Annotated in this window: 20 protein-coding genes and 1 tRNA gene; 3 read left to right on the forward strand and 18 right to left on the reverse strand. The window is 40.9% G+C overall.

The window, feature by feature from the left end:
* Window positions 1-404 precede the first annotated feature (404 nt).
* Window positions 405-1,952 (forward strand): recombinase family protein, encoded by a 1,548-nt coding sequence (locus tag EDD57_RS02565; RefSeq protein ID WP_131847925.1) that lies wholly within the window; start codon window positions 405-407, stop codon window positions 1,950-1,952.
* Between the two features lie 50 nt (window positions 1,953-2,002).
* Here EDD57_RS02565 and EDD57_RS02570 read toward each other — a convergent pair whose 3' ends face one another.
* Window positions 2,003-2,536, reverse strand: a complete 534-nt coding sequence (locus EDD57_RS02570; RefSeq protein ID WP_131847926.1) for a DUF3298 and DUF4163 domain-containing protein — start codon at window positions 2,534-2,536, stop codon at window positions 2,003-2,005.
* Window positions 2,537-2,755: 219 nt separating this feature from the next.
* Between EDD57_RS02570 and acpP the strand changes: the two genes are divergently transcribed.
* Window positions 2,756-3,004, forward strand: a complete 249-nt coding sequence (gene acpP, locus EDD57_RS02575) for an acyl carrier protein (RefSeq protein WP_131847927.1) — start codon at window positions 2,756-2,758, stop codon at window positions 3,002-3,004.
* Between the two features lie 81 nt (window positions 3,005-3,085).
* Here acpP and EDD57_RS02580 read toward each other — a convergent pair whose 3' ends face one another.
* From EDD57_RS02580 to EDD57_RS14300, 17 genes are all read right to left on the reverse strand, one after another.
* Window positions 3,086-3,517 carry a pyrimidine dimer DNA glycosylase/endonuclease V gene (locus EDD57_RS02580; protein ID WP_131847928.1) on the reverse strand — a complete coding sequence of 144 codons (432 nt, stop codon included), beginning with the start codon at window positions 3,515-3,517 and terminating at the stop codon, window positions 3,086-3,088.
* Window positions 3,518-3,531: 14 nt separating this feature from the next.
* On the reverse strand, window positions 3,532-4,557 hold the full coding sequence (gene splB / locus EDD57_RS02585; protein WP_131847929.1) for a spore photoproduct lyase: 1,026 nt from the start codon (window positions 4,555-4,557) through the stop codon (window positions 3,532-3,534).
* A gap of 150 nt (window positions 4,558-4,707) precedes the next feature.
* Complete coding sequence (locus EDD57_RS02590; protein WP_131847930.1) at window positions 4,708-5,679, reverse strand: polyprenyl synthetase family protein; 972 nt, start codon at window positions 5,677-5,679, stop codon at window positions 4,708-4,710.
* A gap of 18 nt (window positions 5,680-5,697) precedes the next feature.
* A complete protein-coding gene (locus tag EDD57_RS02595; protein ID WP_243649419.1) occupies window positions 5,698-6,537 on the reverse strand; it encodes a menaquinone biosynthesis protein in 840 nt (279 codons plus the stop codon).
* Window positions 6,534-7,127: a UbiX family flavin prenyltransferase gene (locus EDD57_RS02600; RefSeq protein WP_131847932.1), complete on the reverse strand. Its 594-nt coding sequence runs from the start codon at window positions 7,125-7,127 to the stop codon at window positions 6,534-6,536. Before EDD57_RS02600 ends, EDD57_RS02595 begins: the two co-directional genes overlap by 4 nt.
* Complete coding sequence (locus tag EDD57_RS02605) at window positions 7,124-7,996, reverse strand: UbiA-like polyprenyltransferase (RefSeq protein WP_131847933.1); 873 nt, start codon at window positions 7,994-7,996, stop codon at window positions 7,124-7,126. Before EDD57_RS02605 ends, EDD57_RS02600 begins: the two co-directional genes overlap by 4 nt.
* A 19-nt stretch (window positions 7,997-8,015) precedes the next feature.
* Complete coding sequence (locus tag EDD57_RS02610; RefSeq protein ID WP_131847934.1) at window positions 8,016-8,738, reverse strand: demethylmenaquinone methyltransferase; 723 nt, start codon at window positions 8,736-8,738, stop codon at window positions 8,016-8,018.
* An 18-nt stretch (window positions 8,739-8,756) separates the two neighbouring features.
* Entirely contained in the window at window positions 8,757-9,440 is a 684-nt protein-coding gene (locus tag EDD57_RS02615) for a heptaprenyl diphosphate synthase component 1 (protein WP_131847935.1), read from the reverse strand.
* 80 nt (window positions 9,441-9,520) lie between these two features.
* Entirely contained in the window at window positions 9,521-9,976 is a 456-nt protein-coding gene (locus EDD57_RS02620) for a hypothetical protein (protein WP_131847936.1), read from the reverse strand.
* A gap of 81 nt (window positions 9,977-10,057) precedes the next feature.
* Window positions 10,058-10,279: a trp RNA-binding attenuation protein MtrB gene (gene mtrB / locus EDD57_RS02625; RefSeq protein WP_131847937.1), complete on the reverse strand. Its 222-nt coding sequence runs from the start codon at window positions 10,277-10,279 to the stop codon at window positions 10,058-10,060.
* Window positions 10,280-10,384: 105 nt separating this feature from the next.
* Window positions 10,385-10,461 (reverse strand) — tRNA-Pro (locus tag EDD57_RS02630).
* A gap of 70 nt (window positions 10,462-10,531) precedes the next feature.
* Window positions 10,532-11,110, reverse strand: a complete 579-nt coding sequence (gene folE / locus EDD57_RS02635; RefSeq protein WP_131847938.1) for a GTP cyclohydrolase I FolE — start codon at window positions 11,108-11,110, stop codon at window positions 10,532-10,534.
* A gap of 174 nt (window positions 11,111-11,284) precedes the next feature.
* A complete protein-coding gene (locus EDD57_RS02640; protein WP_131847939.1) occupies window positions 11,285-11,560 on the reverse strand; it encodes an HU family DNA-binding protein in 276 nt (91 codons plus the stop codon).
* Window positions 11,561-11,736: 176 nt separating this feature from the next.
* The gene (spoIVA, locus tag EDD57_RS02645; protein WP_072329960.1) at window positions 11,737-13,215 is read right to left on the reverse strand and encodes a stage IV sporulation protein A; all 1,479 of its coding nucleotides are present in this window, start codon (window positions 13,213-13,215) and stop codon (window positions 11,737-11,739) included.
* Between the two features lie 149 nt (window positions 13,216-13,364).
* The gene (locus tag EDD57_RS14900; protein ID WP_279388930.1) at window positions 13,365-13,499 is read right to left on the reverse strand and encodes a hypothetical protein; all 135 of its coding nucleotides are present in this window, start codon (window positions 13,497-13,499) and stop codon (window positions 13,365-13,367) included.
* Window positions 13,500-13,614: 115 nt separating this feature from the next.
* Complete coding sequence (locus EDD57_RS02650; protein WP_131847940.1) at window positions 13,615-14,310, reverse strand: hypothetical protein; 696 nt, start codon at window positions 14,308-14,310, stop codon at window positions 13,615-13,617.
* 19 nt (window positions 14,311-14,329) lie between these two features.
* Complete coding sequence (locus EDD57_RS14300) at window positions 14,330-14,497, reverse strand: hypothetical protein (RefSeq protein ID WP_165873643.1); 168 nt, start codon at window positions 14,495-14,497, stop codon at window positions 14,330-14,332.
* Window positions 14,498-14,636: 139 nt separating this feature from the next.
* Between EDD57_RS14300 and EDD57_RS02655 the strand changes: the two genes are divergently transcribed.
* Window positions 14,637-15,191 carry a hypothetical protein gene (locus EDD57_RS02655; protein ID WP_131847941.1) on the forward strand — a complete coding sequence of 185 codons (555 nt, stop codon included), beginning with the start codon at window positions 14,637-14,639 and terminating at the stop codon, window positions 15,189-15,191.
* The last annotated feature ends 111 nt before the right edge of the window (window positions 15,192-15,302 follow it).

Consider the following 15,302-nt stretch of genomic DNA (forward strand, 5'->3'; position numbering starts at 1 on the left):
GACAAGTTAGCCACCTCTTTTTTGGCGTTTGTATATCTGGCTTCCATTTTTAGACTGGCTCAGTGAGATAGAAAATAGTTTTAAGACACACCCTAGTTTCTCTTTAAAAATAGGGTCGTAATTCTTTCTTTTCACTTTGCAACACCACTTTCTATTGCTCTCATTATATCTCGTCTAATCTTTGTGGTGTTACAATTTCACTATATCAGGTCAGAAATCTATGTTCTTCGCTTTCCTTATTATTATGCTATTACTTTTAACTATTCTGTTTGCATTCTCAACTTCAATCATTCAACAGACATTATTTTAAGTAAAGTATTGGGTTTAATCCCAATACTTTACTATTACGACAAATGTATAATTTTATTTATCAAATATACCAACTGTATAAGGAAGTGATTAGTATGGAACGAGTAGCAATGTATTTACGGAAGTCCAGAGCAGATGTAGAGGCGGAAAATCGAGGGGAAGGAGAAACATTAGCTAAACATAAGAGAGCACTTTTTAAATTAGCTAAAGACAAGGGTTTAAACATAATTAAAGTCAGGCAAGAAGTTGTTTCTGGAGAAAGCCTTCTACATCGTCCAGAAATGATGGAATTGCTTAAAGAAGTCGAAAATAAACTCTATGACGCAGTTCTTGTAATGGATATGGATCGTCTTGGACGTGGCAATATGCGCGATCAGGCAATTATTTTGGAAACATTTAAGAATTCAAAAACAAAAATCATTACTCCTCGTAAAACATACGATTTAGAAGATGAGTTTGATGAAGAGTATAGTGAATTTGAAGCATTTATGGCTAGAAAAGAATTAAAGATCATTACCCGACGTATGCAAAGTGGCAGAAAGCGTTCTGTTATGGAAGGAAATTATATCGGCCCAACGCCACCGTACGGTTATCAAATTGTAAAGGAGAAAGAACGCCGATTCCTAGTACCCGATCCAGAGCAATCATTGGTTATAAAGATGATTTTTGACTGGTATACAAGCGAAAATCCAAAAAATAGATTAGGAACTAGAAGAATCGCTCACAAATTAAATGATCTAGGTTTTCTCAGTAGTACAGGAAACACATGGAAACCGGTAAGCATTCGAGTAATATTAAGAAATGCAGTATACATCGGTCGAATACAGTGGAGTAAGTCTGCGAGAAAAAAATCTATTGACCCATCACAAAAATACAACACCTATGTACAACCCCGTGATACATGGGTAGATGTCAAAGGTTTTCACGAACCTATTATATCAGATGAGCTTTTTGAAAAAGCCCAAGAAATCCTAAATAACCAACATCACCCACCAGTGGGGAGTGGGAAAAAAATAGCCAACCCCTTTGCTGGTTTAATTAAATGTAAAAAATGTAAATTCTCCATGTATAAGCGATCCTATCATGGAAAAGCTAGGGACAGAATTTTTTGTAAGGAAGTTACTTGTGATTGTAAATCTGGTATTTTTGAGGTTGTTGAAAAACGATTACTATCTTCATTACAAGAATGGTTAGATGAATATAAAATAAGTATATCTGAACAGGACATTACACAGAGAAACGATATGTCAAATGTCGAGTATCTACAAAAAAGTATATGTAATCTACAAAGTGAAATAAAAAGCCTACAAGAACAGAAAGAAAAGCTACACGACTTTCTAGAACGTGGAATTTATGATGAGATTACCTATTTAGAGAGATCCACAAATATTGCTGAACGTACAAAGCATGTCCAAGATCAACTTAGTAACACTCTTCAAGAATTAGAGATAGAACGTAAACGAATAGAGGCAAAAACAAAGATAATCCCGAATGTCGAACATGTATTACAACAATATCCCAAATTAGACAATCCTCTGGATAAAAATACGTTACTAAAGAGTGTTATTGACTACTGTCTTTTTGAAAAAAATACAACACGTCAGGTTGATGACTTTACTTTAATTGTATATCCAAAGCTCTAGCATCGATCTATAGGAAGATTGCTTTTTTTATAGATCGATGTGTATCTGTATTATGTTATCCCATAAACATACGGGAGTAGATCGTATAACGGAAACGTAATAACCAATGACTTATCGGCAATATAGAAATCTTGATCCGGTTTTATACTTTTAAAGGGTTCAAATACAGGGAGATCGCGTTCCTTAATTTGCAGTCGAATAATCTCAGAAATTTTCGCTACATAGTCACTATTTGGTTTAAATAAATCCTTCAGTTCGTACTTCCTTCCCGTAGTCGTATCAAAAGTGAGCGGACGAATGACCGTGTTACCATGCGCTCCTCCTGTAAAGGAGTACACACCTAAAACAAGACTTAAGATATTTCGTTCGTTTGTCTTAATCTCAAAATTCCCTACCATCTCCTGAAGATCTGGCTGCCCTAATCCTTGATCACGAAGTAAGCGGTTCAGCGTTGTCTGGATAGTATGATTGATTTTTTGTTGCACTGTCTGGTTAGATAAGCCATATACTTCAGGCTCATAAACATGAATGTGTGGATTAGGAGAATAAAGCTTCGTGTGAATATGAACCGGAAAAGTTACCATAGATGATATCTCCTTTAAATCGTTTTATACCAATCTATGATTTAGATCCATCATCCAGAATCAGCAACGTATATAACTATGCAACACGGTATTCGGCTTCCCAATGAAACCTTTTATTTTTAATCCAAAACTCCTGCAACTAATTTTTTTGATATAATATATAATGTAAATATTCTATATTTATAAACAAAAGGACCATCATAGCGAGAGGGTGATTGAATGTCTGATTTTGAAAAGCGGGTTAAAACCATTGTTGCAGAGCAATTAGGAATTAGTATTGAAGAAGTTAAAAATGAAGCATCCTTCGTAGATGATTTAGGTGCAGATTCCTTAGATACCGTAGAACTAGTCATGGCACTAGAAGATGAATTTGGTATCGAAATCCCTGATGAAGAAGCGGAAAAAATCACAACCATTCAACACGCTATTGACTATGCAAGAGTTCACGAACGTGCTGCTCATGAATGATTTTCACCCGTAGCGAATCAACATGAAGTGCTATCCTAAATAAATCAGATGGCACTTCATATCTTCATTCCATTTATTACACTATACTATTTTTTCCCAAGCTTCTATTTCACCGTCCACTACTTCAAACAACGGATGTACTTCCATTTTCGCGACGTGTTTCCATGTCTCCAATAAAGATGGATCCCGCACCTTCAACTTCTCGCATAGCCATTTCCATTCGTAATCTACTTGTCCTTTCGTCACTTTCATTTTACACTCTGTACGAACGTCCCCTACTTTGGTCTCATCAAAACGATATCCCCGTTCTTTCGATTCTTGAAGAATATACATTAAATATGTAGCAATTGCTTGAAGAGGCTGTTCATGTTGTTTGAAACGAAGTAACTGAGGATGTTTCGTATACCCTTTCGTTTGTCCACTTAAAACCGCTTGGGCCAGTAGAGATTCCCGCCAGAGTGCAACCAAGCCTTTTGAATCTAAATATTTGGGGTGGAGACTCCACAATCTCATCGGTTCATCCTCCCTTACGTAAAATATTCAATGACCGAGTTCGGAAAAAACTGATGAACATACCCTTCGATGGTCTCATGCAAATCCGTTGCTCGATCTGTATCATAGACGTATTTCATAATGCCATACCTTCCCCACTTCAATTTCCGTTCCTCTTCATTCATTTCCAACTTCGTCTTCGGATAATTTTTTTCAATCACTCGTTTTGCTGGTTTGGTAAATCGATGTTGGATCAATTCAAAGGTAATATGATCAGATAATTCTTTCGGGATTTTAGCTGATAGCATGTGGAAAAGCTCCAGATAACCTTCCTTCCATCCCTCGTGCATGTAAAGAGGTGCCACTACAAAACCAAGAGGATAACCTGCTTTAGCTACTTTAACAGCGGCCTCCACTCTTTGTTCAAGGGAAGAAGTCTTGAGTTCAAAGTTTTTGATCACATATTCTGAGTTGACACTAAATCGAAAACGAGTATTTCCGTTATGTTTAGCATGAAGCAAATGATCTACATGGTGGAATTTCGTTGTAAATCGCAATCTCCCATGGGTTGTTCCTCCAATAAATTCAATGGCTTTATATAGAGAATGGGTTAGATGGTCTATCCCTACAATATCAGAAGTACAAGAAGCTTCAAAGCGAGTAATTTCTGGTTCTCTCTCGTCCATATATTTCTGAGCTTGATCGAAAATATCATCCAGGTTTACATAGGTTCGAATGTATGGCTTCTGCCCAAGTGTTGTTTGTAAGTAGCAATAATGACAATGCGCCATACATCCAGTAGCTAGCGGAATGGCGTATTCTGCTGATGGTTTCGAGGTATCAAACTTTAACGTTTTTCTGATTCCTACCACAAGAGTAGACTTCGCAATCCGATATTTTTGCGCATCATTTTCACCAGGTAAGTCCCGAATTTGATTATGGGAAGTCGTTTCTCGTATCTCAACGTCTAATTTTTTAAATTTCTTATATAGTTCTTGTCCAAGAGGATACTTTAACGCATTGGGTTCAAAATACACAAGTTGAGGAATAAATGGCTCCACTCTAACACCTCCGATTAATAGGTCTTAGTTTGCACAAACATTAGGTAGCCATTCTAGAATTTGATTCCAACGAAACACACATAACATTTTAATGCCCCTCTATACACAAAAACCGCCTCTAGACCGACGTCCAGAGGCGATTATTCATATCTAAAACGACCGAGTCACAATAAACTCCCCAATAAAGCGCAACGACTCCCGCTCATACGTATCCGGCAACTTTTCCAAAGCCGTTAATGCCCGATTCAAATATCGTTTCGAAAGCGCAAGCGTATACGGAATGCCCTCCGATTGGCAAACCATCTTCAAGATCTGAGGCAAATCCCCTTCAGTCCCCCGTGACTCTAGATAACTACGGATCATTTGCTGCTCCACAGGTGTGCCGTTTTCCAATGTATGGATAACCGGTAACGTTACATTTCCTTGTAATAGATCACTCCCTGCCGGCTTTCCTAACACCTTTTCATCTCCTGTTAAATCGAGAACATCATCCGTCATCTGAAAAGCCATACCGACAGAGTATCCATACTGATACAAGGCCCTCACAGCCGATTCAGAGGCCCCACTCACAATCCCCCCTAGTTGACAGCTAATTGCCATCAACAAAGCTGTTTTTCGCTTAATTCGATGCAAATAACGTCGTAGGGACTGATCAGGTTGATACAGGTCATGAATTTGATCGATTTCTCCACGAACGAGGAAAACCAGAGCCTTGGCTAATATCTGATGAACACGAGGATCTGAGAGGCCTGCTACTTCAGTCAATGCACGAGCAAAGATAAAATCGCCTGTGTACATGGCAACTTGATTATCCCACTCCGCTTTTACTGTTTTTCGCCCACGACGAGTCTCAGCATCATCGATCACATCATCATGAACCAATGTGGCCATATGAATCAATTCTAGCGCAACTGCCACTTTTTCTAACTCTGACAAACGATACTCCCCAAAGTGACCTGCTAATAAGACAAATAACGGTCTCATCCGTTTGCCGCCTGCATCAAGCAAATGCCTGGACGAATGGAGTAGCTCCTTCTCATCTGTGTGAATGGTTTCCGCTAATCGATATTCAATTTGTTTTAAATCCTTTTTTAAACTTTGATATATATCTGTTAGAAGCATCTCTTCACCCTAGTTTCTCTAGCTCTTAGAAAAGGACAATTGGAACATCTGGATAGCGATTTCTGGTGGAAGCGTTCCGAGTTCCGCCGCATAGCGATAAAACAACTGTAACCCTTCCAGTTCACGTTTTCCCAAATCGTGAGACAGGCCTGCAAAGTATTGTTTCCAATACGGAACCTCTCCGCCCACTTTTCGTTGCGCCGCTTTTATAATTGCCATTGGTTCTTGCTTTCCGCTCTTTTTACTTCTCATAAACCGATCATAAATCTCTGCCATCAAATCGGGGCGCTTCTGAGCAATCTCTTTTCGAACGGCCCATACAGCAAAGACCATAGGGAGACCCGTTTGCTGATACCATAGCTCACCGAGATCATATACATGGTAGTGTGGTTTACTCCAAGCCGCTCGGATGGCATCATCTCCGATTAGTAAAGCTGCATCGGACACTTGCATCATTTGCTCCAATTTCGGCTCCATCACTTGATACAAAGGCGCTACACCGGCAAATTTCTCTAAAATCACACGCAGTAAGTTAACCGAAGAAGCCGATGCATTTGTCAGAGCGATCGATGCTTGATCTAGCTCCTGTAGGGACTTCCCTTTTGTAAATAAAAAAATAGAACCCACTGGACCATATGCGCTCACTGATAGATTCGGAAAGAGGTAATAACGATCCGAGTGCTCTGCAAAAGCAAACGAAGAGATTGCGCCTAGATCGATCTCACCTTTGGACATAGCTTGATTCAAAGTAGCCGGGACATGATTCACCCACTCGATAGGTAAGCCATTTGAATCAAAAAAATGAAAAACAGGTAAAACATTTGTGTAGGAAATCTCACCGATTCGGATAGGTTTCACTTGCCACCCTCCCATCTTTTATATAACTGATGAGCAACCCCAAGCTGGTCTAAAACCTTTCCTGATACAAAACAAACCATCTCATCTAAACTCGATGGACGATGGTAAAAGCCCGGCATAGGGGGAACGATTTGTACTCCTAGTCTACTTAACTTTAGCATATTTTCTAGATGGATCGGGCTAAGTGGAGTCTCACGGGGTACAAGGATGAGAGGATAACGTTCCTTTATCATGACATCGGCCGCTCGCTCCAATAAGTTGGACGAGATACCGGAAGCAATCTTTGCTAACGTACCCATCGTACATGGAACCACAACCATTCCATCTACTTGAAAAGACCCGGAAGCAACCTGTGCACCAATATCACGAATAGGATGGTAGACTAATTCTCCAGAGAGATGGCCAAATCGCTCGACAAAATTTTGCTCTCTCTTTACTACTTCCCAATCATGCTCCTCTAATAACACCCTCCAAGCCGCTTCCGTCACGATCACATGAACTTCATGACCCTGACGTAGCAACTCTTCCATGACCGATAAGGCGTAAGGCGCTCCGCTTGCTCCACTCATCGCTACAATATAACGTTTCATATCATCAACACATCCGCAAAGCTAAAGATGAATACGATCATACTTAATACTCCATTCATGGTAAAAAAGGCCATGTTTAGACGAGATAAATCATCTGCCGAAACAATTGAATGTTCATAAACGAGGATCATAACAGCAATCACAACACCCAGTACATAAATCCAACTTAATTGGGTGAAAAAAGCAAGAGCAATCAGTCCGAGCGCTGTTCCCACGTGCATCCAGCTTGAAATAACGAGTGCTACTCGTACTCCAAATCGAGATGGGATCGAATGTAAGCCTTCACGCTTATCAAAATCTACATCCTGACACGCATAGATAACATCAAAGCCGCCAATCCAAAGAGCCACTGTTGCAAATAAAATAAGTGACTTCAGATCAATCTGACCTGTTGTAGCCACCCAACCACCCAGAGGCCCAAGTGCAGTTGCAATTCCCAACACAACATGACAAAGCCACGTAAACCGCTTCGTATAGGAATAAAGCACAAGGAAAAACACAGCAACCGGTAGTAACTTGACAGCTAACATATTCAACTGATACGCGGCCACGAACAGTACGATAAAGGAAACGACTACGAATCCCCAAGCAAACATCTCCGATATCAGACCTGCTGGGATATGTCTGGTAGCTGTTCGCGGATTTCGGGCATCAATTTTTCGATCGATCACGCGATTGAGAGCCATAGCGGCACTTCTCGCACCCACCATCGCAAGCGTAATCCATCCGATCTGTGCCCAAGTCGGAAATCTCCCTAATACTTCTAAACTACCTAAAACTGCACCCAGATATGCAAATGGCAATGCAAAGATCGAGTGTTCAAACTTGATCATATCTTGTATGAGTCTGAGCTTGTGAAAAAATTTCATAATCCTACCTACACCATCCTTACTCGGAACGCTTTCTCCCCACATGTAGTGCTGTAATTCCGGCTGTGAGAGGGTATACATCTACCTCTAACCCAACCTCATTTTTCATCACGCTAGCTAACTCTTCATAGTCAGGAAAAGCGATAAGTGACTCAGGTAACCAGCTATACTGCTCATATCGATTCGCAAACAGTTTCCCTAAAAGAGGTAATAGGCGTTGGAAATAAAAGTAGTATAGTTTACGAAATGGCTTCCAAGTAGGCTTGGATAATTCAAGCGATACGACGAGACCACCTGGTTTCACAACACGTTTCATCTCTTTTATTACTTGTACATAATCCGGAACATTACGCAAAGCAAAGCCAATGGTTACATAATCGAAGCTAGAATCCTCAAACGGAAGACTCATCGCATTTCCCTGCACAAGTTCAATCTGGTCGCTACGCCCACTGTCTTGTACTTTTTGTCGCCCGATCTCTAGCATATTGGAGCTAAAATCTAATCCGACTACATTTCCATCTCCAGATGCTTCCGCTAATGCTAGGGTCCAATCGCAAGTTCCACAGCAGATGTCTAATGCCGTCTGCCCCGGCTGGACATTCATCTTTTTCATTGCAAATTTACGCCATGCTTTATGACGGCGGAAACTAAGCAGTGTGTTCATCCGATCATAATCTTTGGCGATACTTTGAAACACACCATGAACGAATTTTTCTTTCTCAGCCCCAGTCCGTTTCTCCATCTCCGTTACCTCTTTCTGTTAGAGATTCCTGTGTTCTTGCTCAATCCATTGCTCTAATTCACGCCGGAGCCATACTGGAAAATGAGATTGTCTCCAGATCTCTTCTGCCTGAGAAACGGCGTCGTGAAAGCGTTCTTGCCATCGGGGATGCTCTTCTTGCTCGTCCAATAGCAATAATGGCAATAGAACCGTCATCCATTCTTTGCCTATATGATGTTCGACAAGAAAAAAACCGGCGATAGCAGTTAAGATTTCCACCGATTCGATCTTTCTTATAGAAGGGGAGACAGCTTCTTCTCCACAATACATTTTCATTTTTTGCTCGTTTGTACGACTAGTGGCTTGGGAGAGACATATAATTCCATCGATTTCTCCAGCCATGGCTAATTGTTGATAAAACAAACTACTATAAAAGTCTCCTGCAAGTACGGTCAACTGACGAACTCGGTGCAATCCCTCATTTTCAATCGTCTGCAAAGGGATTTGTTCGTGCGTCGTAAGCGCCATATGTAAACATGCTGCCGCTTTGATAAAAGTCCTTTTACGCTCTTCTGGCACCTCACAAGCCGTTAGCAAGAGGTCCAATAAACGAACAAATCGAGTTGGGATGGGTGGTGCACCCAGATTCATATATAAGTCCGAATTCACAACAAGTCTTTCTAAATCCATAAGAATTTTATGATCTGTAGATATGGACGTCATCTACACGCCCCCTAAAAATACCAAATGAGAATAGATAATTTCCTTGCTAGTATACCATACTTTCGTGAAAATCAGCACAATCAATCTGTTGTTTTTTTGTCATTTGACAAGTCGAAATCTTGAATACTTTCTTTAGACCACTTCGATTTTTTGACTCTCTCTTGCCATTCCGATCTCTTGATACAAATCAAGCGGGCTGTTTCTGGCTCTTTATTTACAAATCGAAGACGAAGCACCTCTATATGTGTCAATTTAATAAAGGATTCCGTTATTACATCTTGCGCCAACTCTTCCCATTCGGTAGCAGTTTCCTTGAACTCAATAAAAAGAGCTCCTTGCTTTTGGTCGATCTGTCCTACCTTCCATTTTCGGTTTAAATCGACCACAAACGAAACCCATGAATTTTCATCCTGCAACATCACTTCTTTAACAGGTTCCTCTTGTTCTACTGAATATCGTACAAAGAGAGAAAGCCCTACTGCTAGACAAATAGCTCCAGCCATTCCCCATGACCAATAGCGAAAAAAGGTCCTCATTTCATGTAATCCTCCGTAGGCTTTTTCACCAGTTTACGCACTCAGAGCAGAAACATGCTATGCTTGACCTTTTTTGCTTGATTATTCATCCGATTCAATTGTACTAAATGGTGTGACGATCGTTGCTTTGCCTCGTACTTTTATAGCCGATGTATGTTCAGTAAATTGAGCAATCATAATCTCGCCCTGATCTAATTTCTCAGAATGATGAAACCTTGTATCTTTTCCTCTTGTAAGTCCAATTACATTTACGCCATTTTCTTTTGCTTTAATAATAAAATAGTCTCCAGAATGATTTGACATAGAAATCAGCCTCCTCTTACTATGCAATCAAAAGTGTACCACAAAATAGGGGTATCATACGAATTCCAAAATAAAAAAGACTCCCCCATCTCTGGAAGAGTTTGTTGGTCGGGCTAACCAGATTTGAACTGACGACCTCTTGCACCCCATGCAAGCGCGCTACCAAGCTGCGCCATAGCCCGATCTTAAAAAACAGTAAATCTTACCATTTCATTATAAGATCGGGGCTGGGGCACGTCAAGACCAAATAAACTAGGTTAATGATCCCATCCGAATCATCTTAAACACTTCATCCCGCTTCACTACATCTTCCGCATAGATACCACGGGCTACGCTGGTTACTGTTTTTGAGCCAGGCTTCTTAACCCCTCGCATCGTCATACACATATGTTCTGCTTCTAGTACCACAAACACTCCGTGCGGATCGAGTGTCTCCATCATCGAATCAGCAATCGTGCTTGTAATCCGCTCTTGAAGCTGAGGACGTTTGGTCACAGAATCGACCGCACGAGCTAATTTAGATAGACCTGTTACTCTGCCCCCGCGTGGGATGTAAGCAATATGGGCATGTCCAAAGAATGGAACCAAGTGATGCTCACAGGTAGAGAAGAACGGAATGTCTTTTACTAAGACAACCTCTTCATGGTCCTCTCCAAACACAACTGAGAAATGCTCCTTTGGATCTTGATCCAAGCCTTGAAATACCTCGGCATACATTCTGGCAACACGGGCTGGAGTATCTAATAGACCTTCTCGCTCTGGATCTTCACCTACAGCTTCCAAAATCATACGCACTGCTTGTTCAATTTTATCATGGTCGACGTGTTTCAAAATGACTTCCTCCATCTCATTATCTAATTTATAAAACAAATTTAATTATACTTCAGCTGAATATAACTATGTAAGATAAAAACTTATGCTAGCAAAAAGCCCCTTTTAGAAAAGGGACTTTTTGCTCAGTATATGTAGTTTCCTGAAATCCACTCAGAAATATACTTATCTGTATTACTTGTTCACTACGTCCTTTAGTTGCTTACCTGCTTTAAAAGATGGAACTTTGGTTGCAGGAATATCAATTTCTTCACCTGTTTGTGGATTCCGACCTTTACGAGCTTGACGATCGCGTACTTCAAAGTTGCCAAATCCAATCAATTGTACTTTCTCACCTTGAGATAAGGACTCAGAGATTGCACGTAATACTGCTTCAACTGCTTCTGAAGCCTCTTTTTTCGTCATTTGGGTAGCATCTGCTACTTGATTGATCAAGTCGGTTTTATTCATAACGCACCTCCTGATTAGATCCAAGCAGATTCCAGATAAAATCTAGAACTGGTTGGGACAATCCTATACTAATACAGTGCGAATCCCCTTTGCAAGAGAAAAGTCCTTGATTTCCCTATGATTGTTCAAAAAAGACACAAAAAAGGCCTAGATGGTTAGATCTAGACCTTTTTGCTCTACAGGATAATGGCAATAAGTCCGCCAGAGCCTTCGTTGATGATACGCTCTAATGTTTCTTGTAACTTGTAACGAGCATTTTCTGGCATCATAGACAATTTTGCTTGAATTCCTTCTCGAACGATGGAATTGAGCGAACGTCCGAAGATATCCGACTCCCAGATGCGTAGTGGGTCTGTCTCAAAATCTCTCATCAGGTAGTTTACCAATTCCTCAGACTGTCTCTCACTACCAATGATCGGTGCAAACTCAGAGTGTACATTTACCCGAATCATGTGAATCGAAGGAGCGGTCGCTTTCAGTCTAACTCCGAAACGAGGACCTTGTTTGATTAATTCTGGTTCATCCAAGCTCATTTCCTCTAGTGAAGGAGAAGCTACGCCGTAACCGGTTGTCCGTACCATCTTAAGTGCTTCTGCCACTTTATCATACTCTCGCTTCGCTAGTGAAAACTCTTGCATCATCTCAAGCAGATGATCTTTGCCTCGGATTTCGACACCCACAACTTCTGCTAGAACGTGATCATACAACTCATCTGGTGCATAGAGGTCGATTTCAGCGATCCCTTGCCCCATCTGCATGCCTGAGAGCGCTGCTTTCTGGATAAACTCAAAATTGTAAAAATGACCTACCACTCGGTCTACATCGCGCAGTCTTTTGATATCTTTGACTGTTTCTCTAACGGAGTTTTCAAAATCACGACGTAACCAGTGCTCATCATCAAGCACCATAACCCAGCTAGGCAGATTTACGTTCACTTCATGTACCGGGAATTCATACAATACTTCACGTAAAACACCTAAAATATCGTCCTCTCCCATCGTCGCCACAGAGAGTGCCACCACAGGAATGTCATATTTCTCAACGAGTTCGGCACGAAGCGCTTGTACCGACTCACTGTACGGACGAGTGGAGTTTAATAGCATGATAAATGGTTTTCCAACTTCTTTTAACTCATTCACAATTCGCTCTTCTACATCTTCGTAAGAATATCGAGGAATGTCAGCGATACTTCCGTCTGTTGTTACGACAATTCCCAAGGTAGAATGCTCTTGAATGACTTTTCTCGTACCAACCTCAGCCGCTTCTTGAAACGGTACTGGCTCATCAAACCACGGTGTATTAATCATTCGGGGACCATTCTCATCTTGGTATCCTTTGGCACCTTCGACAACATATCCTACACAATCTACTAAGCGTACATTTACTTTTAAACCTTCCTCTACACTTACATTAATTGCTTGATTGGGTACAAATTTTGGTTCGATCGTCGTGATCATTCTTCCTGCACCACTATGTGGGAGCTCATCTGTTGCTCTCGATCTTTCGGAATCATCACGAATGCTTGGGATCACCACTTGTTCCATAAACCGTTTGATAAAGGTGGATTTCCCTGTGCGCACCGCACCAACCACACCAAGATAGATGTCACCGCCTGTGCGCTCTGCAATGTCTTTTAAGATATCTACTTTCTCCATGCATGAACCTCCTTCAAGGTATCCGTACTACTGGATTTGTCGCCGGTGCGAAAGGCAAAATCCTCCCTTCTCCGGTTTTCCCACTCCTTAGGACACTACTAATATATGAGTGTAGAATCTATATATTCCTACGAAGAAAGAGAAACAAACTATAAATCATCATCTGAGGACTTCTTCACCCTGACCGATGTCGTATCAAAGCCAGTCATTTTCACAGAGCTAGAAAGGCGTCCCAAGAGGAAAATACCAGGAATTACAATGAGATGAAGCAATATCATTTCCATCCTGCCACACCCTTTCGGCTCTTTCTTCTTGCGGTCATTTTATGTACGGATAAGTCCCTATATGTCACAAAAAAACAAACCAAACAAGCTTTTGGTAACTTGTTTGGTTTGTTTGCTATGGTAAGATAGGCTCTTTTCCATCCCATTTTATTACAGGAGAATAGGCAGGTACCTGCAGGGAAAGCGGGCTGATCCATTGTCTGAGGTCTGTCCCTACTGCTGGTTTTTCTTTCGCTGCTTGAATGAATCGCATATAATCCATGCGGTAGTCGAGATATAAAACACCTTTATCACTGATTAAATAGGATAGCTCGAGATCCGAGTGATAAGGGCTTTTGATTTTAGAGACTTCTCCGCCTAGTTTCTTAAAATCTATCTCATACAAAGAGGGAGAAACTTTGGTTCCAAGCGGATACTCATTGTTCCTCTGATAATAAAGCCCCACACGCTCCGCAAACGTCTTAACTTTATCGTTTAATCGGAGATCAAACACCCGAACCGTTGCCTTTTTTTCTACATCTGTCAGCACATACAGATAACTTCCTCCTCTTTCAAATGCAGTAGGTGGAATCTCTGTCCGTCCCGAAATAGCTTGAAAATCTACTAAATACTTGGAAGTGAATATCCGTTCTTCCTCTTTATATTTATAAGGTAATACTTTTTTCTCATGTTGATAGGAAGACACAGCCGACTGGACTCTTTCTATATGTATCGGTAAATCATCCACCTGCTGATTCAGCTCATTCGGGTATGTACATCCAGATAATAATAAAATCATTGCACCAAGTATTGATAATAAACGAAGCTTCATCCTTTGTTCACCTCTTCACTTAACTCATCGAACGTAAACCAAACAATAAGGCCATGAGGAATGTAACAACTGCCACGATCTTTAATAGGATTCGCAATACCTTACTTTTTAATGAACCAGACCATACCACGATGAAATTGGTAAGGAGAAACAATCCAACTGCATACATCCAGTTCCATTCTTTCATCTAACATACACCTCTTTTTTTATCAACTCAACTATATTTCCGCTAGTACCTATCCACATACAGGATAAGCGTCCAGAGCGTCTACCGTGATCATTGCATACAATAAATGGACAATAGCCCTTGAATTGGAGGAGGTACTATGAAACAAAGAAGACGTCCTGCTTCGAGCACCCGCCCTAAAAGACGTGTAAGAAAGCCAACAGAAGCACGATCCACACTCCCTGCAAATCCACCCGTCCAAGAAGCCAAATCGCCCCTATCATCGATTAGTTTAGCACAGATGTTATCTGGATTCCTCACTTGCCGTTCAACTGTGCAAGATTTAAGTACATCTTTAACAAAAGTGGCATCCATTATGGATAATACCTATCAGTTTTTCAATCTAGCCCAACAATACGTAGGCAAGAAGAAAGGTTCCGTTCAAAATCAACAAAAAAATCTCTTTCCACTCCCCGAGCAAGCATCCGATCCTGGGGATTTACTAGATGATGAAATTCCCGTGATTAACCTTCCTAAAAACATGAGCACGACTGGGAACCCAATAATCGGTAAATTGCTAAAACGGATGGATCTCAATCAAATTATGTCGCTCATGCAATCACCTTTTGTGCAGAAACTGATGTCTGGCTTCCTCTCACGAGGCACCACCGCCCAGACTTCCGATCTAAATCGTCATCAAAAACAAAGAAGATAAGGGGTTTGCCACTTGGCAATACCCTTCTTTTTTGTTCATCCACATACGTGTAGCCAGTCTTTTTCAAGACTGGCTACACGTTACAAGCTACATTCAGCAAATGAGCAAAGC

The organism is Baia soyae (genome assembly GCF_004341445.1).
GTDB lineage: Bacteria > Bacillota > Bacilli > Thermoactinomycetales > Thermoactinomycetaceae > Baia > Baia soyae.

Bases quoted from the DNA above. Each gene is read 5' to 3' on its own strand.
- EDD57_RS02565 (WP_131847925.1), top strand. From the start codon at position 405: ATGGAACGAGTAGCAATGTATTTACGGAAGTCCAGAGCAGATGTAGAG.
- EDD57_RS02570 (WP_131847926.1), bottom strand. From the start codon at position 2,536: ATGGTAACTTTTCCGGTTCATATTCACACGAAGCTTTATTCTCCTAAT.
- acpP (WP_131847927.1), top strand. From the start codon at position 2,756: ATGTCTGATTTTGAAAAGCGGGTTAAAACCATTGTTGCAGAGCAATTA.
- EDD57_RS02580 (WP_131847928.1), bottom strand. From the start codon at position 3,517: ATGAGATTGTGGAGTCTCCACCCCAAATATTTAGATTCAAAAGGCTTG.
- EDD57_RS02590 (WP_131847930.1), bottom strand. From the start codon at position 5,679: ATGCTTCTAACAGATATATATCAAAGTTTAAAAAAGGATTTAAAACAA.
- EDD57_RS02600 (WP_131847932.1), bottom strand. From the start codon at position 7,127: ATGAAACGTTATATTGTAGCGATGAGTGGAGCAAGCGGAGCGCCTTAC.
- EDD57_RS02605 (WP_131847933.1), bottom strand. From the start codon at position 7,996: ATGAAATTTTTTCACAAGCTCAGACTCATACAAGATATGATCAAGTTT.
- EDD57_RS02610 (WP_131847934.1), bottom strand. From the start codon at position 8,738: ATGGAGAAACGGACTGGGGCTGAGAAAGAAAAATTCGTTCATGGTGTG.
- EDD57_RS02615 (WP_131847935.1), bottom strand. From the start codon at position 9,440: ATGACGTCCATATCTACAGATCATAAAATTCTTATGGATTTAGAAAGA.
- EDD57_RS02620 (WP_131847936.1), bottom strand. From the start codon at position 9,976: ATGAGGACCTTTTTTCGCTATTGGTCATGGGGAATGGCTGGAGCTATT.
- mtrB (WP_131847937.1), bottom strand. From the start codon at position 10,279: ATGTCAAATCATTCTGGAGACTATTTTATTATTAAAGCAAAAGAAAAT.
- EDD57_RS02640 (WP_131847939.1), bottom strand. From the start codon at position 11,560: ATGAATAAAACCGACTTGATCAATCAAGTAGCAGATGCTACCCAAATG.
- spoIVA (WP_072329960.1), bottom strand. From the start codon at position 13,215: ATGGAGAAAGTAGATATCTTAAAAGACATTGCAGAGCGCACAGGCGGT.
- EDD57_RS14900 (WP_279388930.1), bottom strand. From the start codon at position 13,499: ATGGAAATGATATTGCTTCATCTCATTGTAATTCCTGGTATTTTCCTC.
- EDD57_RS02650 (WP_131847940.1), bottom strand. From the start codon at position 14,310: ATGAAGCTTCGTTTATTATCAATACTTGGTGCAATGATTTTATTATTA.
- EDD57_RS14300 (WP_165873643.1), bottom strand. From the start codon at position 14,497: ATGAAAGAATGGAACTGGATGTATGCAGTTGGATTGTTTCTCCTTACC.
- EDD57_RS02655 (WP_131847941.1), top strand. From the start codon at position 14,637: ATGAAACAAAGAAGACGTCCTGCTTCGAGCACCCGCCCTAAAAGACGT.